This is a genomic window from Sedimentibacter sp. zth1, assembly GCF_017352195.1.
In the GTDB taxonomy this organism is placed as follows: domain Bacteria; phylum Bacillota; class Clostridia; order Tissierellales; family Sedimentibacteraceae; genus UBA1535.
In genome coordinates this window covers 205,937-230,456 of the sequence record NZ_CP071445.1, presented here as the reverse complement: position 1 = coordinate 230,456, position 24,520 = coordinate 205,937, and the positions used below count along the sequence as shown (strand labels likewise).

The window sequence follows — 24,520 nt, the reverse complement described above, 5'->3', positions numbered from 1 at the left end:
ACCAATAATGAAGCAAATAGTAATATAATTATATTATATTAGAACAGTTGTTCCAAATCAACAATTATTCACAAAATAATCATTAGACCATTAAATAATTTAAATTATAATACAAGAAAAAACACAGTATTAATTTTTTCATACTGCGTTTTTTGATTTACATAAATAAAGTTAAATTTACACTTATTATAAGCATTCAAGGCTGTCATTTAGAAATGAAATTAAATACCTTAGCATAATAATCCTAAAGATAGGTGCTAAGTAATATCCCCACAATATTATATACAAAAAAACCGAACCCATTTTGAGAATAGATTTTTATGAAACAAATAAGTCTTTGCCATATAACTAGTGCAAATGTATTTTGACAAATTAGAATTTAATAATTTACTTTGTCTTATTTTGTATTATGTTGTTATAAATATATAATATTTTCACGCAAAAGACCATGACGTTTTTGGAAAATTTTATTTAATTTCATGAAATCTTTCAAAGCATTGAGATGACTTATCTTGAAGGCTTTTAAAATATTTTTCATATGATAGCAAACATGCATTTTACATTGAAATTTAAGTAGTTATATCATTTTTGAATTTTTCTGTAAAAATTTATATTTTATTATTATAATATGTTAATAAATAACAATTATATATAATTTTGGAAGATACTTTTATGAAGTTTATCTTTTCATTGATTTTATTATTTCTTTTATTTCTTTATCTACTCTTAGAGATTCTCTAATTTTTTGTAATGCTTTATTGTATGTAAAATCATCTAGATGATTTCTGTGTAATAATTTCATTGTTTTACTTGAATCATTAACAAAACATATAGAAATTGCCCAAGCAACTGACATTTTGACATAATAATCATCATGATTAACGCTATCAAGAATTATCAGAATATTATCTATGTATTTATCTACCATATAGTGATTAATCATTATAACGACTGCAAATCTAATATCATATGCATGTTTTGATTGCAAATAAGGCTTTATAAACTCCCAAACAAAAGTCCTGTGTTTTTTTACTATTTTTAAACCGCAGCAAAACGTATCACAAACAGACCAATTGTTTATTTTAGGCACAAATTTACGAATTCTTTTTATAACAACATTAATGTCTTCATCTAACATGCCAATAAGTATACCTTGTAACATTATTTCTTCAAAATATTTTTCTTCTTTATTATCAAAATAATTTAGATATTCTTCTACGTCCTTGCTACTTTTTTTTAGTTTTTTAGCTACTAGTCTAATATTTGGAATTCTAACACCCATCAAATTATCAACGTTTGGAATTAAAGATGAAGAAAAGTTTTTATAATCAATTTCAGCTAATTCCTCTAACTCTTTTCTTACACATAAAACTACATCACTTGTATTATCACTCATTTTTTAAAACACCATTTCTTTTTCTAACATTACTATAAATTTACTTAATTCCAATTTTCCAACAACTTTATTTATCATAGATTTATTCCCCCATATAATTAATTTTAATTATTATACTACTTTTTTATATTTTAGTATACACTTGTAATTAACTTGATTTCAAATCAAATAAACATTATTTAGTCAAAAAAATTAAAAAAGACCAAACATAATATCTTTCGAAAAATATTTTGTGTGGTCTTTTTAATTAATTTATTCACTCATTGGTAACTTTTTTTCTATTGTTTTCTGTCTTGATATGTTCTAACTTTGTTATGGAAATCTCATATGCTGTTTTTGTTAAGCACTCATCATTAGAATGCTTTTTCTGATATTTACGACTTTGAATTCTTCCCCATACCTTTACATGATCGCCAACCTCCAAATTTTCGCAATACCTAGCATTACGTCCCCAAGCTATACATGGAATATAGTCTGATTTGTTATAAGAGCGGTTTACTGCAATTAACATATCTGTAATTTCTCGTCCGAAAGGAGTAGTTCGGTAATTGGCTTCCTTGCATAAAAATCCATTTAGAAAAACTTCGTTTGGACGTTTTCTTAATTCTTCTACTTTTTCATCATCTGGTACTTGAATATCTCTAACAAATATTCTAAGCAATAGTTTGTTTGCACTGTCTTCATATCTATTATATGATCTAAACTGTCCTTCAACCAATATGTACTTGCCAATTTCCATGCTGATACCATTAAGCAATCTTTCTGATATAATAACTGGTAACAAATCCGTAGTTTCACTTAGTCTTGGTACGTCAAGATAAAATTCATAAAACTTTTCTCCAAACACTTCATGACTAAATTCCATTTCACTATTAATTATTCCCACAACTCTAATGTAATTTGCTTGTACTTGCTTATCGTTCATTTTTATTTCTTCCCCCTATAACTTGTATATTGTATATAGTATATTATTCTATTATCTCAAAAATTATGATAATTTTTTTCCAAATTATTTAATTATATAGTATAAATACCGATATAATTTTTGAGGAGTGAATAAAATGGTAGAACGTATTAATAAAAGTAATAATAATAATTATAATAAAATCTATTCTACAAATAGTTATAAAACAAACTACTTTAATTTAACAAAAAATTACTACAATATTAATGATACCTATACCCTTTATAATAAAAGCAATGCAAGTTTTATTAACTCATATTCAAGTACATTAAATAAACTAAAAGGGTTTTCTAACAAGCTTAATAGTGAGTCATTAAATAATTTATGGAATGATTATAGTACTTTTTCATTAAATGAACAAATAGTAAAAAGTGAAAGCTTTTTTAAACAAAATGAAAAATCCATATACAATATAAGTGTAAATAAAATTGCAAAACAACAAATTAACACTTCAAATCTTTTAAATAGTAATGAAACTACTTTTGAAGACAATATTGAACTAACAATTTCTTTTAAGGATAAATCTACAACATTCAAAATTGATGTAAGTAATAAAACGAATAAGCAAATATTCAAAGAAATAGATTCAAAAATCAACAAATCTAACATAGGAGTATTTTCATCAATAGTAAACATTTATAATAAAATATGTTTAAAAATAGCATCAGATAAAACAGGTGAAAATGAAAAATTTGAAATAACTGGCTCACAACAGTTTATGGAAACAACTAATTTATCAAAAAAAAGTCAAGCATCTCAAAATGCAGAGTTTAGTGTTATAAAAAACAGTGATAACAAATCAGCTACTCTACACCATTCTAGCACAAATAATGTTGATATAGACAGCTATAACGTTACTGCTACACTAAATAATGAAGGTAAAACAAAAATAATTACTGGTGTAGATGATAAAAAAGTAATCAATTCAATAAACGAATTTGTAAATTCTTATAACAATACTATTAAATTTCTAAGCAAAAATATTGATAAAGGAACTGGTATAAAAAAACAGCTTAATAATATAAAAATATCCGAACATTTTTGTAAAGAACTTAAAAGCATTGGATTATCAATGGACAATATGGGTTGCATTATTATTGATAATAATAAGTTAAAAACTTCAGTGTCTAAAAATATTGAGGAAATTAAAAGTATTTTTGGAAGCACCTCTGGTATTTCAAATACTGTTAACACAAATGTATCTAAATCATTGAAAGAACCATCAATAAATTTAATCAATAGCACCTTATTTTCTAATAAAGCTACAGACCCTTATGATCTTGCATCTAATGATAGCTTTTTCAATAAGTTGAAACTTATGGGTATTTATAATAGCAATGGACAATTTGGAATGATGAATTATAATTCTATAGGTTTACTGTTAAACCTTATAATATAAAAATTATTTATACCCCCTTAAAAGAAGGCTTGTCATTTAACCTATAAGTTTAGTAATATATTCTCAATAATGTTGACACTAAAATATTATATGTTATAATATTAATTAATGAATGAACCGTTCATTCATTAATTAATATTTGTTTAGGAGAAATAAGTATGCAAAAAATATTAGAATCGTATTATACTGCAATTAGTGATCTTTTTGCCCGCAAGGGTTATAAGGAAACTCAAGTAAAGGATGTTGCACAAAAACTAGGTATTTCCGTTGGATCAGTATATAAAACTTTTACAGGTAAAAAAGCAATGTATCATTTTGGTATTTTATGTGGTTTTGGCTATCAAGATAGATTTGATAATCCAACCTATCCGATTGATGAGCAGGATGAGGAAGAGATTTGCGGATTAATTTCACTGCGGTTGAACAATTTTATTAAAGAACTTCGCAAAAATCTTACAGTTCCAGATCAAGAATGTTGGACATTTAAAGAAATGCTTTCATGCATTTTTGATAAGATTTCTTCTGTAGGAACTGGTGTATATATTAGCGGATCATGCAATATTTCACTAGATATTATTGAAGTCGTATCTCATGTGATGCATGATTTATTTCAAACACTATATGACTATTTTGTTCTATATACACAAAGAGGTTATTTAAGACAAGTAAAACAGCTAAAACAACATATGAGCCTTGTTTCAAGCATTTTATCATGGTGGGCAATGAATATTCGTTATCAAACCGCTCCTGATTTTACAATTGATCGAGAAAACGCAAAAGATATTGCATTAGACACTATTATGCACGCTTATGTAAAAAATGTTAATTTAATAGATTAACTCGTTATCTAAAAGGAGAAAATATTAATGAATAAATTTTTGCGAAAAATATATGGTAAAAAATATGTTGGATCAATTTTTATAGTAGGCTTTTTCTGTGCAATTGCTTCTTTGGGTCAATTGGTGTTGACTACATTAACCGCAAATATGATAAATGAATATAAATATGGATTTAGTGCTATATCACATTATTTTATGATTATTATTATATCTTTACTTGCCTACATACTTTTTGAAGCTATTGCAGAAAATTTAAGGCTTAAATATACAAACTGCATTTTAACCAGTTTACGAAATAACGTTAGCAAATCAATATGTAATATGGAGTATAGCAAAGTTGAAATGTTCAAAGACGGTGATGTTTTATCCATTGTAACAAATGATATGGATGATATTAGGGATTGGCTAAATACAGTTTATCAAGTTGGATATATTCCACTTAAAGTAGGTCTTGCATTGGCGATAAGTTTTAAAATCAATTGGAAACTTATGCTGATAATGTTTCCTATAGCACCCATTATAGCAATAATTACTACGTTAATTTCTAAAAAACTTTATGGACTAAATAAACAATCAAAAGATAAACGAGGACAAATTAATACGTTACTAAGTAATGCAATTCACTTTGCAATTGTGGTTAGGGCATTTTGTCTTAAAAAAAATTTTGCTCACCAAAATGATGAATTATTGAGTCAAAATGCAAATATCAAGCAAAAAACTGCAAATCGCACCAATTTTGTACATTGTTTTGGATGTTCACTTGGTCATTTGTCTTTTATGTTGATTTTTCTGGCAGGTTCATTTTTTGTTTTACAAGGAGAACTATCACTCGGCAATATGGTTATGTTGACTCTTCTAGCAAATATGATTGGTGAGGGTCTTAATATTATTCAAACCATACCAACCAGTTATCGTAATGGTTGTGCCGCAAAAGATCGATTAATTCCAGTAATTGAAGAAAATAATCAAGTGTCTGTAAAAACGAAAAAAATTGATAACCTATCTATTTCTAACATCATTTATCAATTTAATCAGGTATCATTCTCCTACAATCAAAATGAGAATGTCTTAAAAGATATTTCTTTTTCTATTCATGAGGGAGAGAAAATAGCTATTGTTGGAATGAGCGGTTGCGGAAAAACGACAATGTTAAAATTGCTGTGCGGATTATATAAAACCTCAAATGGTGAATTATCATTTTGTGGAGAGGACATGAAAAAGTTAACACTTGCAACTTTAGCTAAAAAAATATCTGTAGTTCCTCAAGAGCTATTTTTATTTGAAGATACCATATACAACAATATTACAGTAGGATGCTTAAATATTTCAAAAGAACAGGTAATTCATATTTGCAAAAAAATGCAAATACATGACATTATAATGTCCCTTCCAGACGGATATGACACTAATTTCAAAAATATTAATAAATCATTTTCAAGAGGTCAAATACAAAGGCTTAATCTAGCAAGGGCTTTCCTAAAAAATTCGCCTGTTATGTTACTTGATGAGCCAACCTCTGCTCTTGATATTACATTACAAAATCATGTTATGGACCTCCTTTTGAATAATTCTACTTCTAAAACAATTATTATGATTATACACCGATTATCAAATCCAGAATTATTTGATAAGATTTTAGTTATGGAAAACGGTATTGTGATAGGTTTTGATAATCATAATGCTTTAATGAAAAATAATTGTGTTTATAGGAAATTGTTAGAACAACTATTATATAAAGAAGGGAGTGAGCAAGCTTGAAAGAAAAGTTAAGATTTATTTTTTCTTATGTAAAGAAACACCCTTTTATCTGGGTTATTGGTCTACTGTTTCCTCCTATATTTACACTTATCTGCCGATTGCTATATGCATGGGCAAATAAATTGGTTGTTGCAAAATTACTAATTGAAAATACCACAATAATAGATATTTTTGTAATTTTAGGAGCATTGTTTTTAGGAATGATTAGTGCTGAGGTAATGTGTTATTTTACAAAATGTATTTATAATCGATTTTCAATATTAACAAACAATAACGTAATGCATGATTTATTTGATAAAATAACTGGTAGCCACATTGGAGATATCCTTAAATTTAATTCAGGTGAAATCACAAATCGTTATAATCGTGATGTAGAAACTGCAGTTTCCATTATCAGTAAAGATATGTATAATTTCATGTTTCCATTGGTAATGGGAATAGGATATTGTATTGCAATTATGGTAACAAATTTTCTAATTGGTATTATTGTAACGTTTCTTGTTATTATCGTAACGTGGCTTAATATTTTGTTTGTCAAAAGATTCAGACGAATTGAGAAAGAAAAACTGTTGTTACGAGATGATTTTATCAAATCAAACAACTCAGTCCTACAAGGCAAGATGACAATAAGAATGATGTCAATACAGGAACAAATGAACAGTTTTTTAGATCAATCATCCATGAAATTAAAGGAAAATGAAAGTCACTTTATTCACTTGACATTGATAAAGGCTTTCACAAGCAATGTTTTTGCAATGATATGTTCAACTATGATTCTACCATTTGCGTGTGTATTGGCATCTTTAAATATGATAAATCTACCAAATGTGATTTTTATTGCACAACTGAGCGGAACGCTAATTGGCTTTACGAGTTCTTTTGGTGTAGCTGTTACATCAATTGGAAATCACATGATTGGCTTAAATAGAGTAAAAGAACTTATGGATCTTCCATTAGAAAACAGCGGTACTCATAATGACTTCATTGATAATGAAAATTGGACGCTTGAGCTGAATAACCTAAGTATCAATTACGATAATAAACAAATTATAAGTCAAGCAAATATGTGTGTACATCCAGGAGAGATTATTGCTTTAGTAGGCGCAAGTGGTTGTGGAAAATCCAGTATCTTAAAAACGATTCTTAAGATTGTAGAATATCATGGGGACATTAAACTGAGAGGACGAAATATTGAGGATTATGAATTGGACAAGCTACGAAACATGGTAGCTTATGTGCCCGAAAATAATGAATTGATAGATGGAACGTTAACATATAATATTTCACTCGGCAATTCTGATGCAAAAGAAGAACAGATTATAAGAGCAATGCAAGATGCTTCTCTAACGGAGTTTTTGTCACAAGAAAATATTTTGGATTGTGAAGTAGGAGAACGCGGAAATAAGTTGTCTGGTGGGCAACGTCAGCGTGTATCAATTGCAAGGGCTATACTTAGGGATGCAGATGTTATTCTTATGGATGAACCGACAGCTTCGCTTGATAGTGTTTCAGAGCAACGCTTTCTTGAAAACATAAGAAAAATTGCAGATAATGGTAAAATAGCTATTGTGGTAACTCATCGTATTTCCACAATAAAAATCGCAGACCATATTAACATGGTACAGAATGGATCTTTAGTTGAAAATATTTCATTAGAAGAAGCAGTTAGATTTTTAAAGAGTCAAAAAATAAATTAAATCTTTCATGTGTTTTTTAAAACAATTATTGACCGCTCGGTCTAGTTTGTAACTTTTGACATACTCGTTACTAATGTTTATAATGTAATTGATTGAAAAAAATGGTGCTTTTGTGGATAGAGATATTTAATAATAAAAGAAGAAAAAATCATGAATTTTTAATATCTTTAATAAAAATTTAAAATACTCTTTTCCTTGTAAAAGAGTAGGTTTAATTGCTATCGGTAAAAATGTACATTTAATAGAAAAAGAGTAACTAATGAATTTATAAATTTGAATCAAATAGAATTAGATACATTTAATGATAATTTTAATAATATATATTCTTTAAACTATAGTTTAGAAGAAAACATTTCCAAATATTTTATAGAAAAATACAACATGGAAAAAATCAAATAATTTTAAAATTAAATTCTTTAATTAAATACAAATTCATTTCCTCTATCAGTAAAGAAATAGATTCTTTCTTCCTTACCTTGTCCAACTATAAAACCTCTATCTACAAAATCTAAGAATGGCATTTCAAGTTTTAAATATTTTGCTTGTGGATGTTTTCTCATCCAACCTAATTATTCGATAAGAAAATCTGTTATTAATTTATCATTGCTACAGCTTCTAAAGCTAGTTTATATCCAAGAAATCCAAAGCCACTAATTTGTCCTACACAAACTGTTGCAGTAACTGATTTATGTCTAAATTCTTCTCTTTTGTAGATATTGGACAAATGTACTTCAATTGTTTTTAAATTAACTGATTTAATTGCATCCATGATTGCATAACTATAATGAGTATAGGCGCCTGGATTGATTATTATTGCATCTGCATTTTGGTATGCATCTTGTACACAATTTATTATTTCACCCTCTATATTACTTTGAAAACATTCAACCTCTATGTTAAGTTTTTTTGCTTCTTTTTCTATGTAATTGCATAACGCTTCATATGAATTTTCACCATAAACATCTTTTTCTCTAATACCTAAGAAATTAAGATTTGGTCCATTTATAACATATACTCTCATATAATTTCCTCTTCTTTAATTATCTCTAAAATTTGATTTATTGTACTTTGAATATCTTTATCATTTTTTACTTCAAAATCACCATACTTTTTATAAAGTGGCTCTCTTTCAATATATAAAGCATATAGCTTTTCTTTTTTATTTTTTAAAAGTGGTCTTGTACTATCGTCAATGCTACACATAATAGTTTTAATATCTCTATTGATATATATTATGATAGAATTTTGTTTTAGTAAAACCATGTTAGCCTTATTTGTTACAGCTCCACCCCCAGTTGCAATAATAGTATTATTCAATATACTAATTTCCTCAATACACTTACTTTCAATATTTCTGAAATATTTCTCACCATTTTCAAACAAACCACTTATTGTATTTTTTTCTTTCTTTTCAATATAATTGTCAACATCAACAAAATTAACATCTAATATTTTTGACAATCTATATCCAATCGTACTTTTACCACTACCCGGCATGCCAATCAAAACTATATTTTTATTCACCTTTTATCTCCTTAGTTATTAAAGCATTAATGTTATCAATGATATTATTATCAATTTTTATATCGTTCCAAATTTCCTCAGCTTTAACTGCTTGAGCTATCAACATATACATACCATTCGCAGTTTTTATCTCGAATTCATCAGCTGTTTTTAATAGTGTTGTTCTTATAGGATTATAAATTAAGTCAATAACTATTTTGAATTTATTTATATAACATTTGTCAATTGCCATGCTATCACTAAATTTGTACATTCCAACAGGAGTACAATTTATCAAAATATCAAAGTCGTGTATATCTTTAATCTGTTTATATGATAAAATTTTATAATCATTATATTTTGTTTTAGCACTTTTGATATCAGTAGATGCAAAAGCTATATCCTTAATATTATTATCAAGCAAACATTGTAGAACTGCTCTCGAAACACCACCAGTTCCTAAAATTAATGCTTTTTTATTTGAAATATCAATTTGATTATACTTTAATAGCATTTCAAATCCAAAATAATCTGTATTATAACCTATTGCAATATTATTTCTAAATGAAATTGTGTTTATCGCACCTATTTTAGATGCTTCGTTGCTTATATCATCAAGGTATTGGATGATTTCAGTTTTATATGGAATTGTTACATTAACACCTCTATAATTTAAGTTATTAAGTTTAGTGATAACGCTTGAAACTTCCGATTTCTGATATTCTAAAGTATCATAAGTTGCGCTCAAATTCAAATATTCAAATATTTTACTATGTATTAACGGTGAATATGTATGTCCAAGCTTCTCACCTATTAAACCAAATTTAATGCTCATATTCCTGTATTGCTACCATATCCCTTTCTTAAATATTTATTTATAATTAATTGCTATTTGTTCAATAGAAGATCTAGTAAAACAATTGCTGTTGCACATTCAATCACAGGCACAGCACGTTGTACAATACATGGATCATGCCTACCTTCAATCAATAGCCTTGTATCTTTATTAGCCAATAAATCAACTGTATCTTGTTCTTGTGCAATTGAAGGTGTTGGTTTTATAGCAGTGTTAAATATTATTGGCATAGATGTTGATAATCCACCTAAAACACCACCATTGTGATTAGATTTTGTCATTATCTTATCCTTTTCCATACAATAATTATCATTTGCATCAAATCCTTTTGAATTAGAAATATCGAAGCCATCTCCAAATTCTATTCCCTTAATTGCAGGTATTGAAAACATCATATGAGATATTCTGCTTTCAATAGAATCAAACATTGGCTCACCAATACCTACAGGCATATTTAAAACAAATACTTCAACATCGCCACCTACACTATTGTTTTCTTCTTTAGCTTTAAGTATCTCATTTTTCATTTTTTCAGAAGCTACATCATTAATTGTAGGAAAATCTAAACATTTAAGCTTATTGAACATATTTACATTTATATTTTGTAATGTTAATTTTTCATCTTCAATATGGTACACTTTTTTTATATGACTTCCTATTAAAATATTATATTTTTTTTCAAGATACGATTTACAAAGTGCCCCAGCAAATACAAGAGGAGCTGTAAGCCTTCCAGAAAAATGTCCACCACCTCTGTAATCATTGAAACCATCATATTTTACATAGGCTGGATAGTCGCTATGGCTAGGTCTGGGAAAGTTCTTAATCTTTTCATAATCTTTTGATTTTCTGTCTTTATTATGGATTATGGCACAAATTGGTGACCCTGTAGTAATTCCATTGAAAACTCCACTCAAAATTTCATACTCGTCATCTTCTTTTCTTGACGTTTGTAAAATATTTCTTCCTGGAGCACGTCTTTTCATTTGCTCATTGATATATTCAAAATCAACCTCGAAACCTGATTTAAAACCATCAATTGTCACACCTATAGCTGTACCATGTGATTCACCAAATATACTAATCTTTAATTTATTTCCCCATATCGAGCTCATAAAAAATTCCTCCTATATCTCTGTAATCATTAAAAAAGTTTGGATAAGATTTATTTATTGCCTCGAAACTATCTAATTCAATATCTTGATTACATCTTGTTGCTGCGATAGCTAAAGCCATAGCAATCCTATGGTCATTTATGCTACTTACGCTGCAACCACCTTTTAAAGCTTCTTTACCATTGATTATAAGTCCATCCTCTAGCTCTGTCAAATCCGCTCCAAGTAAGTTTAACTGTGTTGCAATTGCATTAAGTCTATCAGATTCTTTAAATCTTAATCTTTTTGCATTTTTTATATGTGTTTTAAGCCCATTTTGAAGAGAAAAATATACTGCTAAAATAGGAACTAAATCCGGTATTTGAGATGCATCTACCTCATATAAATCAGTTTTCAAATTATTTATATCATTAATTATTTCGATTATTTTTTTGTCACCCTGTTTTGACGTATCTAAAAGTCCCTTCACATCTATGTTACTTCCGAGTTCATTTGCAATCAAGAAAAATGCTGCTTGTGAATAATCACTTTCAACTATAAAATTTGAATTATGATACTTTTGATTACCATTAATACTAAAAATACTGTAATTATCATTTTGAACTTTTATACCGAATTTATCTAACGTATCTATCGTTAAGTCAATGTATCCTCTTGATTCAAGATTACCTGAAACATATATTTTTGAATCTCCTGTTAAAAGTGGTAATGTGAACAAAAGACCAGTTAAAAATTGCGAACTAACATTACTGTCAACACAATAATCACCACTTTTCAAACTACCCTTTATAGTCAATGGAAGTCTACCGTCTACATTAGAGTAGCTTATACCTTGCCTATCAAATATTTTATAATAAGTATCAAGTGATCTATCTGCCAGTCTTCCCTTTCCCTCAAAAATAGTTTTATTTGAAAACAATGTTGATATAGGTATCAAAAACCTAAGTGTAGAGCCTGACTCTAAACAATTAATATCAGCTAACTCTATAAAATCTTTCTCTCTTTGTATAATTAATTTATATCTATCATCAACTTGTTTTAATTTCTCAATTTTTACACCCAAATTTTCAATACCAGTGATTGTAGAATTAATATCATCTGATAAAATAATATTATCTACAATACTTATTCTATTTTTTTTACAAAGAGAAGCACATATTATCGCTCTATGGCTTATACTTTTTGACGGTGGAATTAATATTTCACCAGATAATTTTGAAGGTGTGATTAAAATTTTTCCCATTATTACTCCTATAAATACTTTTCTATTGAATTAAAGCCTATACTATTGATAAATGCACTGCCTATCTCTTTTAGTTGAATAATATTGATTATACCAGACAGATTTTTCTTGTCTGATTTTATTTTATCAATAACCTTTTGTTTATCCATAGTTGGAAAATCACAATTCAGTCCGAATATTTCTAATATTTTTTTTATATTTTGTGCTGTATCATGCTTTGTTATACCAATTCTTTCACTTGCTAATGTCATTTGATACATTCCCTTTGCAACAGCTTCGCCATGTGTGAAAGTTTCATAATTAAAATAACTCTCAATAGCATGACCTATCGTGTGACCAAAGTTAAGTATCATTCTTTTTCCTTTATCTCGCTCATCATGTTCGACAAATATTTTTTTTATATCACAGCATGTATATACTATTTCTTCAAAATGATTTTGTAAATTGTTTAAATGTAATGAATTAAGATATTGAAAAAAACCATTATCACAAATGCATGCATATTTAATAACCTCTGCCATTCCGTCTTTGATAAATCTTTGTGGCAAAGTTTTTAACAGTTTTGTATCTATCAAGACTATTTTAGGATTATAAAAACTACCTACAAGATTTTTACCCTGTGGTAAATCTACTGCTACCTTTCCGCCAATGCTACTGTCAACCTGTGCTAAGAGTGTTGTTGGAATTTGAACAAATGGTATACCTCTAAGATAGGTGCTTGCACTAAATCCAGCAATATCTCCTACTACTCCACCTCCAAAAGCAATGATTAAATCCGTTCTTGTAACTTTATACTCTATCAATTTTGTATAAATATACTGAAGTGTATCAAACGATTTGCTTTTTTCGCCTGGCTCAAGAACTATATTATATACCTCAAACCCATTTTGAGATAAATTTTCATAGAGCATTTTTCCATAAATATTTTGTACATTTTTATCTGTTACAACTATTACTTTTTTACCTGAATAAACCTGTTTGATAAAAAGTGGTACTTCATCAAACAAATTTTTTTTTATTATGATGTCATATGAATTTTTATCTAAATTTATTTTTATATTCCTCATAGTTTTTCCTTTTGTTTAACTTTATGTATTACTAATAAATAGTAATTTATATTATTTTATCATATTTTTTATTAATTTATAACATTATTTTAGATTTCAATAGTCAAATAAAATTTAAGGACATACCCTTTTGCAAACTGACTTAATTGTTTGCTAAAAAGATATGTCCCCATTTGATAAGTTTACTCTCCAGGATAATTACAAATACCAATATTTATTATTGTTCCATCACTCGCTTTTATAGCATATATAAAAGGTCTGTTTACATTAATATTTATTGTATTTTCATTAGTATTATCATTATTTACAGGTTCCTTATCAGATTTGGTTTTTGAATTTGTATTAATGCCCTTTTCATTTACCTCAACACATGAATGCTGACTTACAAGTGACATTTTTGCTTCTCTATTACTTACACCATCAAGTCCACCTGTTGTATTGAACATTTTTTCAATTCCAATATAACTCAACAGTTCTTCTAACTGAAGTTTACTTGGTATTGAAAAATGTGGCATTTTCAAATTAACTTGTCCAACATTTTCCTGTGAAGAATAGAAAATATTTTTAACATTTTCTGCACCAGTCATTAAAGTTTTTGTGCTAATACCCTCATTAGGTAAAACAATTAACATACTTCCTAAATTTTTTAACGGCAACTCTGTACTTACATAGCTTTCACCTATTGTATAACTGCTAGATGGCAAAGATATACTCATGAATTTTTGTTCTATTTCTTCTCCATCATTCATATAAAATATATGTTTTTCAGTATTAGATTTATCAAACTGATATAAAAATTCATCTTTAACATAAATTGAACTGATTTGTGTTAATATATGACTCTTTTTTTTAGCGACCGTATTACTTAGCAGATTATGAGAAGCTTCTTTTATCCAGTCTCTCATAATTATAAGATGGTCAATATCATCAAAATTAATATTATATGATGAAGTATAATAGTTTTCAAATGCATTTTTTATGAAATAATAATCATAAGTATAAGACTTATTGAGCCATAATGAATTAGCTATATGAAATTTTCCTACTTTATTGTCCGTATATAAAGTTCTGTAGAGCTTAGAACATTGTGAAGAAATATAATCATTATTCTCTTGACTTAAAAATATAGAATTTAAAATTTCATCTCTTACCTCAACACTTGCTCCTTGACTTAAAAGTGAAAGTGACATAAACAAACTTACAGGTGAATAACTTACATTTTTAGAATTACTGCTAAGTAGTATTGATGATGTTAATGCTGTGAAACTATTTAATGATTTTTTAAAATCTTCATCTATCTTATTTTCTTCTAATATCTGATTTTTCAAATCTTTATCATCATATGCAACTGATTGCGGATATTCAACCTTTTTTATTAAGCACGTACCAGTATTCTTTTTACAACCAGAAAAAGAAAAAATCATGGTTAAAACTAATAATATTGTTACTATTTTTCTAAACATTTTACCCCTCCTAGCTTCTATATACACATTATACCATATTTTGCATATTTGGTATATATAATTTTTAAGTAATTAAAATACAAAACTAAATTTGCTTTGCAAGAAAAAATTCCACTCAAAACAGAAGTGGAATTTACTAGTGTATTTAACGTTTTAATCTAATTAATTTATTCAACAGATGGATTATTACATATTCCCATAAATAATATTGTTCCGTTATCAGATGTTACAATATAAATAAATGGTCTGTCTAACTTAAAATCAAATATATTTTCAGCAGGCATTGCACAACCATTTTCACACACTGCTGTATAAGCCGCTGCCTCTACACCTTCTTCATCTACACTTAAATAATTACCCTGTTTGATTAGAGATACATATGCCATTCCATTTGTCATATCAGAAAAATCTGAATTTACAAAAACAGATTCGCATCCTAAATTTTTTATAATTTCATTTAGATATATGTCACTTTTAATTTTAAATTTTGGTATGTCAAAATTAACTTGTGCAAATATTCTTTCGTCCTTATTCAAAATATCTGTCATCATAGAATTTAGTTTATCTTCAGACTTAATTAAATCATCAACTTTAACATTCTTATCTGGAAGTATAAAATGCATAGTTCCTTCATTAAGATATAAACAAGTACTGACATAACCTTCTCCCTTTAAATAGCTATGAGTATTAAAATTTTGATGCATAAATTCACAATCTGTTGTTTCATCATCTGTTATATTGAAAACATCATTATAATTGTTCTTTTTATTAAATTCAGATTTCCATCTCGTATTAAAGTATATTGTATTAATAATAGCTAAAATAGTTTCAGGGTTAGACTCAAACTTAGGCTTTAACAAATTATTGGTATTATTACTTATCCATTCGCTAATCAAATTTACATCATTTTGATTAGCAAAATCAATGTTATATAGTGAAGTGTAAAAATATTTTTCTGAATTTTCTATATATTCTTTTTTAAATTCAATATTATTTTGCATCCATAACGAATTTGCTAATAATAGTTTACCTTCTTCATTATCTCTATATAATCCTTTATACAACTTTGCACACTCTTCTGATAAGTAATTTTTATCTTTTCCTTCTAAACATAATAAATCTAAAAGTTCTTTTTCAGTTTGGTTGTTTGCACCTGTACACAATAAAGACATTGCAAAATATACACTTATTGGAGAATAATTTATATTTTTTGACTTAAATTCTTCATCATTAAAAATTTCATATGCAGTTTTACTTGAAAAGCTATTTATACAATCTATGAATTCTTTGTTTTTATATCTTTCTAATTCGCCTTGTGATGGATAATTCACCTTACTTACATCATTATTACTTAACTGACTAGAACAAGCAGTAAAATTGAATAGTAGCGCAAATAATAAAATTGAACACATTATTTTTTTCATAATTATTTTTAGGGCAAAGCCCCATCTCCTTTTTATTTTATCTTTTACTTATATAGACGTACTTTATTTACTATTGTTCCATTATACACCATTTCAATTGTTATAAATAGTATTTTAAAATTTAATGCTAGATTTAGTATTTATTAATTATATTGGATTATTTATCTTTATGCTAATTCAAATGTATGATAGAATTATAACCAAAGAATATTTACAGGAGTAAGCCATGAACAAAACTATAGGTGTTGCTGCGCACGTTGATGCCGGTAAAACAACATTGATTGAACAAATTTTGTATAATACAAATACTATAAAAGAAGCTGGAAGAGTCGACAAGAAAAGTTCATTTTTAGATTATCATGATATTGAAAAAAAACGTGGTATAACTGTATTTTCTGAAGAAGCACATGTAAAATACAAAAATTCAACACTACATATTATTGATACACCAGGTCACATTGATTTTTCTTCTGAACTTGAACGTTCAATTCAGGTGCTTGACTGTTGTATTATAGTAATATCAGCTGCAAGCGGAGTAACATCTCATACAAAAACAATATGGAGATTACTTCAGAAACACAACATACCAACACTTTTTTTTATAAACAAGCTTGATATAATTGGAACAGATTATGTAAAAGTTTTTGAAGATATCAAAAACAATTTAACTGATAATTTAATTCCTATAACAAAACCTAAATATAAAGATATAAATTTTGATACTATTTCATGTGTATTATGTCAAAATGACAATAAAGATGAATTATTAGAACAACTTGCTAATGTTGATGATAATATACTCGATAAATTTTTAAATGAAATACCTATTAAAGCTGATGAATTAAATGATAGTATAAAAAAATTAGTAAACAACTGCAGTAGTTTCCCTGTATTTTGCGGAGTAGGATTGAGAAATATAGGAGTTAACGAAATACTTGACTTTATTGATGAGTACATAAGTACAAAATATGAAGCTAATAAAAAATTTAGTGGGTTTGTATATAAAATAAGATATGATGAAAATTATCAAAAGCTAACATATATAAAGGTAATAAGCGGCAAAATCAAAGTTAAGGATACACTAGAACATAAAAGTATTAATGAAACGCCTATTGATAAAATAAACCAAATAAGAATATATAACGGTAACAACTTTAAACAGGTAAATGAACTGTATGCAGGAGAATACGGTGCTATTCCAGGACTTAACAGCTCATATGTCGGTGAATGCTTTGGGGACTGCATGGTATCAGAAAACTCTCTTACCCCTACTCTTAAATCAAAGGTGGTATTTGATGAAAAATATAATTATAATGAAATATATAAAATATTTAGAATTCTAACTGATGAAGACCCTCTATTAAATGTTGCATGGATTAAGGAATTAAATGAAATTCATGTTAATATTATGGGAACTATTCAACTTGAAATACTGAAAGATGTTATAGCCGAAAGATTTAAGGTCGAAGTAAACTTCGAAAAGCCTGAGGTTATTTATATGGAAACTATACTTGATGAAACTTCAGCAATAGGGCATTTTGAACCTTATAAACACTTTGCTGAGGTTACCTTAAAAATCACACCATCAAAAATAAATTCAGGCATCAGCTTTAGTTCTTCGTGCCATGTAGATATATTACCTCTTAGGTGGCAAAAGATGGTTGAAAGAGTCATACCATATGCTTGTAAAAAAGGAGTTTTAACAGGTTCAGAACTGACAGATATTGAAATAGAATTAACTGACGGTAAACACAGTATAAAACATACATCAAGCGGAGATTTTAAAGAAGCTACATTCAGAGCAGTCAGAAAAGCCATAGAGCAAACAGAAAGTATACTTCTTGAACCTTACTATAGCTTTAGTATAACTGTACAAAATGAATTAAGCGGAAAAATTATGACAGATATAACTACTATGTGTGGTTCATTTGAAGCTCCAACTTGTAATAAAGATAAAACTACAATAGTAGGCAATGTTCCAGTATCAGAATTTATAGATTATCCAAGCAAATTATTATCTCTTACAAAAGGCAATGCTATTTTAAATTCTAGTTTTTCAGGATACGGCATTTGCCATAACTCAAAAGAGATTATAGAAAAAATAGGCTATGACAGTAAAGCTGATAAAGAATTTACATCTCACTCAATATACTGTGCTAACGGTAAATCTTTTTCTGTTGAATAGATTAGAATTAATAATATTGGCTCTTTGTCAATAGTTAAGGTGAGAATTGAATAAGTTCTTGTCCTGACAAGGCAAAGGGCTATTTTAATGTCCGAATAATAAAGTAAGTAATTTAGGGTACACAAATAAAAAATGTATCCTTTTTACTTTTAAATTACTTGTTGTTTGGGAATAGGGGTAAAGCTTCAAGGAAGACAATATCTTCACGATTTTTTGCATCACCCTCTGCTAAAATTGCAGCACGGCAAACAATGTTAGCACCTGCTTTTTCTGCTAAACGTTCTATCGCCAATAATGACTCTCCAGTTGATATTACATCATCTAGAATCACTATTTTTTTACCTCTAATTATATCTGCATCTTTACCATCAAGACCTAATATTTGCTTTTTCTGAGACGTTATTGAAATTACTTCTTCTACTATCGGACTGTCCATATATGGTTTTATACTTTTCCTTGCTACTATGTAATAAGGCATATTTCGTAATCTGCATATTTCATTTGCTATTGGAATTCCTTTTGCTTCTGCAGTTAATATGTAGTCAACCTCGGGAATTTTCTTTTCAAGTTCTATTGCTGCAGCTGTAACAAGTTCACAATCTCCTAAAATGACAAAGCTCGCTATTGACAGTTCAGATGATACCTGTATAATTGGAAGTTCACGTGTTACGCCCGCTACACTGATTTTATAAGAATTCATTCTATCTCCTTAAATTTTTGCTATGTATTGTTAATGTTCAAGATAATTATATAGTAGCTTCAAAATTTTTACAATATAAATTCTTATGTAAAATTTGTGGCTGCTTTAATGCATTATTATAATTATAATCCAAGAGATTCAAGTAATGTACATTTCGAATCCTAATATTTAAAAAAATTAAAATCTTTTTAAACTCACAAGTGTTATGAAGATATTGATAGTGAGCAAGTTATCAAATATTGCATCAGATAAAAGAGAGTAAAAACAAAAGTCCAAAGTTTATTTTTACTTTGGACTTTTATCTAGTTATTGAAAAGTAGGATCACTGCAAACACCCACAAATAGAATTGTACCATTTTTTGCTGTTAGAACATAAATAAACGGTCTGTTAAGAGTCATTTGTATAATTTTTATATCATCAACGGATGTTAATTTCATTCCTATCTCTGTATATGCAGCTGCCTCTACACCTTTTTCATCAAGAGATATGTATGTTCCCTGATTGATATCAGATATAAATATATCTTTATCTGTCATATCAGAAAAATCAGCTTCATTAAATATCTTCTCTACTCCCATATCCTGCAATGTTTTTTTAATATCAAATTTACTCTCTATCTGAAATTTAGGTAATTTAAAATTCACAGTTGCTTTATCGATAAATTCACGATTCATTATATTGTTAAGAATATCATTTGATTCTAACAAATCAGCTATTTCTACATTTTCATTAGGTAAAATAAACTTAATGCTTCCGCAATTTTCAAAATCTAAAGATGAACTGATATAGTTTTCACCTATATAATATTTATGATCAGAAAAACTTTTATTCATAAATACACAATTTTTTTCTTCTCCACTAGGTAAATAAAATATTTCATTAGTGTTATCTTGTTTTTTAAATTCCTCTAACCAAGTATCGTAAAAATATATAGTATTTATAATACTTAATATTTTGTCTTTATCAGGCTCAAATGTCGGATTCAAAAGGTTATTTGTGTTATCACTAACCCATTCAGTCATCTTCTTTAGTTCTTTTTTACTGCTAAAATCTATATTGAATAAAGAAGCATAAAATTTTTCAACTGCATTAATAATAAATTCATCCTTAAACTCAATTCCATTTTTTAACCACAATGAATTTGCAATTTTTAATTTACTCTTTCCTTTATCAAAATATAAACTATTAAACAATTTATAGCATTCCTCAGATAAATAATCTTTATCCTTACCATTTATACACAATAAATCGAATAATTCCTCCTTTGAACTGTCGTTGGCACCCGTAGCTGCAAGCGACAACGCAAAGTAAACACTTATAGGAGAATAATTTATATTTTCATTTTTTACATTATCAGTAAGTATCTCATAAGCAGTTTTACATGCAAATTCATTAGCTGACTTAATAAATTCATCATCGCTTTCATAATCAATATTAGTATTATCTGGATATTTGACAAGTGTCTTAGCATTGCTATCCTCACAACCAACAGTATTTACACCTAACAATATCAATATAATAATACATACTATTTTTTTCATATCACTTTTCCTTTCAATAATATTTTACATCTATTACTATTTTAGACGTATGTTTTAATTTATTGTTCCCCAATTTTGGAAAAATTACGAATAATAATTATGGAGTAGCTAAAAAATAATTTTTAATTAATTTCTCTAATAATTAGAAATTGAAGTCCCTTTAAGCCTATATTTTATAGTTCTATTATTTTGAGGGTTTTGAAAATCAACTTTTTTTATAACACTTATTATTTTGGATTCAGGCTCAAATTGAACGTGCTCAGCTCCAAATAAAATGTTTAAATCACATACAGCAATTCCATCATCTTCCCATTTGTAAATAAAAGAAGTAGATATAACTCCATTTGAATTATATGTCATAACTTCTCCGTCATTTTCAAATTCAAACCCATTGTCAATTTCTGTTAGTATAATTGGTCTATTATTAATTACTTGAAAGTATATTGATTTAATATAATTTACACCTTCATTTATGTAATATATATATATTGAATTATTATCTTTAATTATTTGTGTTTTTGTAAGTACATAATCCGATTTTTCTAAATTGATAAAACCTACATACCCTATATCATATTTTATATTATCAACAATTAAATAACTATAATATTCTGAAGGTTCATTTTTTGTATAAAAAACTTGTTTAATATCATCTGACGATATAGTCTTAGCTTTGTTTGAATCATTATTATAGATAAATAAGGGAAGTTCTTCATATTTATAGTTTTCATAAGAAAATTTCAATTGAGTACTATCTTTGTTTCTAAATGTAAATAATATAAAAAATAATACAAAAATTAATATAAAAATTAATATAAAATACTTTTTCTTCATAAACCCTCCAAAGTTATTTAACTTTAAATTATATGCACAATTGGTTACATAAAAGAACACTTATTATGTAAAATTTTTCTATACCTAAAAATGCAAAATTACTAAGATAAGTCATATATTTAATTACTCTCTCATCACTCACCCAAACATAAACTGCTTCCGCATCATCTACTGAAAGAAGATGTAATATTAATTTATCTGTTTTAGGAATATAAATTTTCATAGCTACTACCTCGCAAATCTAAATATAATTATCTTCTATCTGCAAATTCTAACAATTTTAATTTAACAATATTGTTATTATATAACTCATATTTCCAATACACAACTATGAATCTCTTGCATTTGTAAAATGTAAAATAATTATACCACTAATAAATCGACACACGCAAGACTAGCTAAATAGCAAAGAAGAATAATTTTACTTTCAAAGCCTTGTGTAGCATTGCAAGAATTGTACAAAGTGGAGCAAGCGTTCTAAGCCAATTTAGTCTTGCTTAAAAAACTTATCCACGCCTTTGGCTTTTGCGAGCAGAACTGCAGTTACAATTCTCAATGCGCAACACAGCGAAAGAAAGAAAATTATTCCTTCCTTTTGAGGACATCAAAGAGTGACAATATAAGGAATGACTTCAGAAGCTAGCTGTAACATTAACTACAGAGACTGGCAATAACAAAGACTGTAAAGACTAGCTATAACAAAAACTGCAGATACTAGCTATAACACTAATAAAATTGACAACCGAAAGACTAGCTAAATAGCAAAGAAGAATAATTTTACTTTCAAAGCCTTGTGTAGCATTGAAAGAATTGTACAAAGTGGAGCAAGCGTTCTAAGCCAATTAGTCTTGCTTTAGAAACTTATCTTACGCATTTGGCTTTTGCGAGCAAAACTGCAGTTACAATTCTCAATGCGTAACACAGCTGAAGAAAGAAAATTATTCCTTCCTATATGTGTTACTTGACTTTCCCACTTACTAACAATTTCAAAATAAGCAGGAAAGCCAAAGGTCAGTTTCAATTAAATTTGTTCAAACATCGTCTGCGCATATTCTTTGATGTCAGTAGGAGAAAGCATATCATATTTATCTTTTACTGCAACAAAGTAACTTCCAATTAAATCTTTATCAATCGTTCTATTAAAACCTGTGTCCACGGGTAGATTTCCACGAGTTTGTAACCAAGGATTCTCCGAATGCGTGAACCTTTCCAAAACTTTTCCGCTGTAACAGCAAAGATTTCTCACAACACTATCAAGCACTGCTTTCTCAGACGCAGAGAATACCAATGTATCAAATTTATCTGCGCTTTTAATCGGGTTAAAACGGTAACCACAGTATCGATTATAGATTTCTCTGTAGACCGGGCCGTGCATCCATGCCTCACAATCTTCACTAAAGAAAAACGTATTGTAGAATGCATAATAGAAGCCCTGAATGTAGTACAAAGCTTTTTGTAACGCAAGAGGTGTAATGTCCTCGCATTGATTTAATAAATATCCTATCACCAAATCAATCTTAGATTCAGCATCAATAGACACTCTCAGTAAAGCATCTGTCGCTCTTTTGCTTTTCTCATAAGCAGATACGGTCTTTAGATTTGATTTGTTTTCTTCCAACAACGTTGCATAATATTGTGGATCATCATAAATACGCTGTAATGTTTCAGAATATTGCTTTGTAGGCATATCTCCATCACAGTAACGTGAAAAGGTATGTTCACCCCAACCAAGCAGTAAGGACAGCGGTCTTTTTCCGATTGCATATTTCTCAGGTATCTCTAATATCTTCTCAAGTGAAATGATTTCGTTTTTAACACGATAGGCATCATAAAGTGCTTTTAAATTACTGTCATGAAATTCCGGAATATACACATTTGCATCACATTTAGCGCAATATGCTACTCGACCAGTATATTCATAAACACCACCCTTAAGTGTGCCTTCCATTTTTCGTTCTTCGACATTATAGTATACATCATCTCTACATATTTCGCAGAAAACCATATTATCTTTCATAGTGAACCCTCCTTTTAAATTCCAATTTCTTATCTAAAAAGATAATCAATTGGCTTGTTTCGTTTATGAAAAGAAATTACAATAACACGATTGCCATTTACTCTATCTATAACATTGAATTTTGTATAAACGTCAACCATCTCTTCTTCATCGTTGATATTGAACAGTTTTACCTGTGGAACGAAAACATAGAGTACTTCGTGTTCATATCCAAGATTGGTATTTTGCAACGAATAGCAAAAATCCTCTGGCTTAATCTCAAGCAAAATTGAACTTTGTTTTTTAGTTGAGATGTTATATTCATTAATTAAGTCAATGTTTTCCTTTCTATTTTCGTTCTGTGATATTATATATCGTCCTTCTCTAACACAATCCTGAATTTTTCCCAAAATTGCAGTAACTTCTTCTTTAGTATGTTCATGGTTATAATAAGGATTCATTGCACCACTCCTTTACGATACAATGATACATTATTATATGCTTATTGTCAATTATCATGCACTAATTAGTGCATAATA

General features: G+C 28.0%; 23 protein-coding genes. 6 read left to right on the top strand and 17 right to left on the bottom strand.

All coding sequences use genetic code 11. The features are described 5' to 3' along the window. Nucleotides 1–679 precede the first annotated feature (679 nt). Together JYG23_RS01130 and JYG23_RS01125 are read right to left on the bottom strand one after the other, a co-directional pair. Entirely contained in the window at nucleotides 680–1,396 is a 717-nt protein-coding gene (locus JYG23_RS01130) for a DNA alkylation repair protein (RefSeq protein ID WP_207236628.1), read from the bottom strand. 256 nt (nucleotides 1,397–1,652) lie between these two features. Further along, nucleotides 1,653–2,321, bottom strand: coding sequence for a single-stranded DNA-binding protein (locus JYG23_RS01125; protein ID WP_207236627.1), 669 nt, complete (start codon nucleotides 2,319–2,321; stop codon nucleotides 1,653–1,655). Nucleotides 2,322–2,457: 136 nt separating this feature from the next. Here JYG23_RS01125 and fliD point away from each other — a divergent pair, with 136 nt between their 5' ends. The 5 genes from fliD to JYG23_RS14970 all read left to right on the top strand — a co-directional run bounded on the left by fliD (nucleotide 2,458) and on the right by JYG23_RS14970 (nucleotide 8,452). Beyond that, complete coding sequence (gene fliD / locus JYG23_RS01120; protein ID WP_207236626.1) at nucleotides 2,458–3,759, top strand: flagellar filament capping protein FliD; 1,302 nt, start codon at nucleotides 2,458–2,460, stop codon at nucleotides 3,757–3,759. Nucleotides 3,760–3,917: 158 nt separating this feature from the next. After that, nucleotides 3,918–4,598: a TetR/AcrR family transcriptional regulator gene (locus JYG23_RS01115; protein ID WP_207236625.1), complete on the top strand. Its 681-nt coding sequence runs from the start codon at nucleotides 3,918–3,920 to the stop codon at nucleotides 4,596–4,598. Nucleotides 4,599–4,625: 27 nt separating this feature from the next. After that, nucleotides 4,626–6,356: an ABC transporter ATP-binding protein gene (locus tag JYG23_RS01110; protein WP_207236624.1), complete on the top strand. Its 1,731-nt coding sequence runs from the start codon at nucleotides 4,626–4,628 to the stop codon at nucleotides 6,354–6,356. Further along, nucleotides 6,353–8,053, top strand: a complete 1,701-nt coding sequence (locus tag JYG23_RS01105) for an ABC transporter ATP-binding protein (RefSeq protein ID WP_207236623.1) — start codon at nucleotides 6,353–6,355, stop codon at nucleotides 8,051–8,053. The genes JYG23_RS01110 and JYG23_RS01105 overlap by 4 nt, the downstream gene beginning before the upstream one ends. A gap of 273 nt (nucleotides 8,054–8,326) precedes the next feature. Next, nucleotides 8,327–8,452 (top strand): hypothetical protein, encoded by a 126-nt coding sequence (locus tag JYG23_RS14970; protein WP_256440276.1) that lies wholly within the window; start codon nucleotides 8,327–8,329, stop codon nucleotides 8,450–8,452. Nucleotides 8,453–8,469: 17 nt separating this feature from the next. On the opposite strand, the gene JYG23_RS01100 is transcribed toward JYG23_RS14970, so the two are convergent. The 9 genes from JYG23_RS01100 to JYG23_RS01060 form a co-directional block, all read right to left on the bottom strand. Next, nucleotides 8,470–8,613, bottom strand: coding sequence for a hypothetical protein (locus tag JYG23_RS01100; RefSeq protein ID WP_207236622.1), 144 nt, complete (start codon nucleotides 8,611–8,613; stop codon nucleotides 8,470–8,472). 32 nt (nucleotides 8,614–8,645) lie between these two features. Further along, on the bottom strand, nucleotides 8,646–9,074 hold the full coding sequence (gene aroQ, locus JYG23_RS01095; protein WP_207236621.1) for a type II 3-dehydroquinate dehydratase: 429 nt from the start codon (nucleotides 9,072–9,074) through the stop codon (nucleotides 8,646–8,648). Beyond that, nucleotides 9,071–9,577 carry a shikimate kinase gene (locus JYG23_RS01090; protein WP_242631607.1) on the bottom strand — a complete coding sequence of 169 codons (507 nt, stop codon included), beginning with the start codon at nucleotides 9,575–9,577 and terminating at the stop codon, nucleotides 9,071–9,073. The genes aroQ and JYG23_RS01090 overlap by 4 nt, the downstream gene beginning before the upstream one ends. Beyond that, nucleotides 9,570–10,391: a shikimate dehydrogenase gene (gene aroE / locus JYG23_RS01085; protein ID WP_207236620.1), complete on the bottom strand. Its 822-nt coding sequence runs from the start codon at nucleotides 10,389–10,391 to the stop codon at nucleotides 9,570–9,572. Before aroE ends, JYG23_RS01090 begins: the two co-directional genes overlap by 8 nt. A 53-nt stretch (nucleotides 10,392–10,444) precedes the next feature. Further along, nucleotides 10,445–11,527 (bottom strand): chorismate synthase, encoded by a 1,083-nt coding sequence (aroC, locus tag JYG23_RS01080; RefSeq protein ID WP_207236619.1) that lies wholly within the window; start codon nucleotides 11,525–11,527, stop codon nucleotides 10,445–10,447. Next, a complete protein-coding gene (aroA, locus tag JYG23_RS01075; protein ID WP_207236618.1) occupies nucleotides 11,505–12,770 on the bottom strand; it encodes a 3-phosphoshikimate 1-carboxyvinyltransferase in 1,266 nt (421 codons plus the stop codon). Before aroA ends, aroC begins: the two co-directional genes overlap by 23 nt. 8 nt (nucleotides 12,771–12,778) lie before the next feature. Further along, nucleotides 12,779–13,837, bottom strand: coding sequence for a 3-dehydroquinate synthase (aroB, locus tag JYG23_RS01070; RefSeq protein ID WP_207236617.1), 1,059 nt, complete (start codon nucleotides 13,835–13,837; stop codon nucleotides 12,779–12,781). Between the two features lie 182 nt (nucleotides 13,838–14,019). Further along, nucleotides 14,020–15,300: a serpin family protein gene (locus JYG23_RS01065; protein ID WP_207236616.1), complete on the bottom strand. Its 1,281-nt coding sequence runs from the start codon at nucleotides 15,298–15,300 to the stop codon at nucleotides 14,020–14,022. A gap of 167 nt (nucleotides 15,301–15,467) precedes the next feature. Then, nucleotides 15,468–16,724: a serpin family protein gene (locus tag JYG23_RS01060; RefSeq protein ID WP_207236615.1), complete on the bottom strand. Its 1,257-nt coding sequence runs from the start codon at nucleotides 16,722–16,724 to the stop codon at nucleotides 15,468–15,470. A 226-nt stretch (nucleotides 16,725–16,950) separates the two neighbouring features. On the opposite strand from JYG23_RS01060, the gene JYG23_RS01055 reads away from it, so the two are divergent. After that, nucleotides 16,951–18,909: a translation factor GTPase family protein gene (locus JYG23_RS01055; protein WP_207236614.1), complete on the top strand. Its 1,959-nt coding sequence runs from the start codon at nucleotides 16,951–16,953 to the stop codon at nucleotides 18,907–18,909. A 154-nt stretch (nucleotides 18,910–19,063) separates the two neighbouring features. On the opposite strand, the gene JYG23_RS01050 is transcribed toward JYG23_RS01055, so the two are convergent. The 6 genes from JYG23_RS01050 to JYG23_RS01025 form a co-directional block, all read right to left on the bottom strand. Further along, nucleotides 19,064–19,609 (bottom strand): phosphoribosyltransferase family protein, encoded by a 546-nt coding sequence (locus tag JYG23_RS01050; RefSeq protein ID WP_207236613.1) that lies wholly within the window; start codon nucleotides 19,607–19,609, stop codon nucleotides 19,064–19,066. A gap of 306 nt (nucleotides 19,610–19,915) precedes the next feature. Further along, nucleotides 19,916–21,151, bottom strand: coding sequence for a serpin family protein (locus JYG23_RS01045; RefSeq protein WP_207236612.1), 1,236 nt, complete (start codon nucleotides 21,149–21,151; stop codon nucleotides 19,916–19,918). A 135-nt stretch (nucleotides 21,152–21,286) separates the two neighbouring features. Further along, a complete protein-coding gene (locus JYG23_RS01040; RefSeq protein WP_207236611.1) occupies nucleotides 21,287–21,985 on the bottom strand; it encodes a hypothetical protein in 699 nt (232 codons plus the stop codon). A 28-nt stretch (nucleotides 21,986–22,013) separates the two neighbouring features. After that, nucleotides 22,014–22,208, bottom strand: coding sequence for a hypothetical protein (locus JYG23_RS01035; RefSeq protein WP_207236610.1), 195 nt, complete (start codon nucleotides 22,206–22,208; stop codon nucleotides 22,014–22,016). A 798-nt stretch (nucleotides 22,209–23,006) separates the two neighbouring features. Beyond that, a complete protein-coding gene (locus JYG23_RS01030) occupies nucleotides 23,007–24,002 on the bottom strand; it encodes a type II toxin-antitoxin system antitoxin SocA domain-containing protein (RefSeq protein ID WP_207236609.1) in 996 nt (331 codons plus the stop codon). A gap of 29 nt (nucleotides 24,003–24,031) precedes the next feature. Next, nucleotides 24,032–24,442, bottom strand: coding sequence for a hypothetical protein (locus JYG23_RS01025; protein WP_207236608.1), 411 nt, complete (start codon nucleotides 24,440–24,442; stop codon nucleotides 24,032–24,034). Nucleotides 24,443–24,520: the final 78 nt, after the last annotated feature.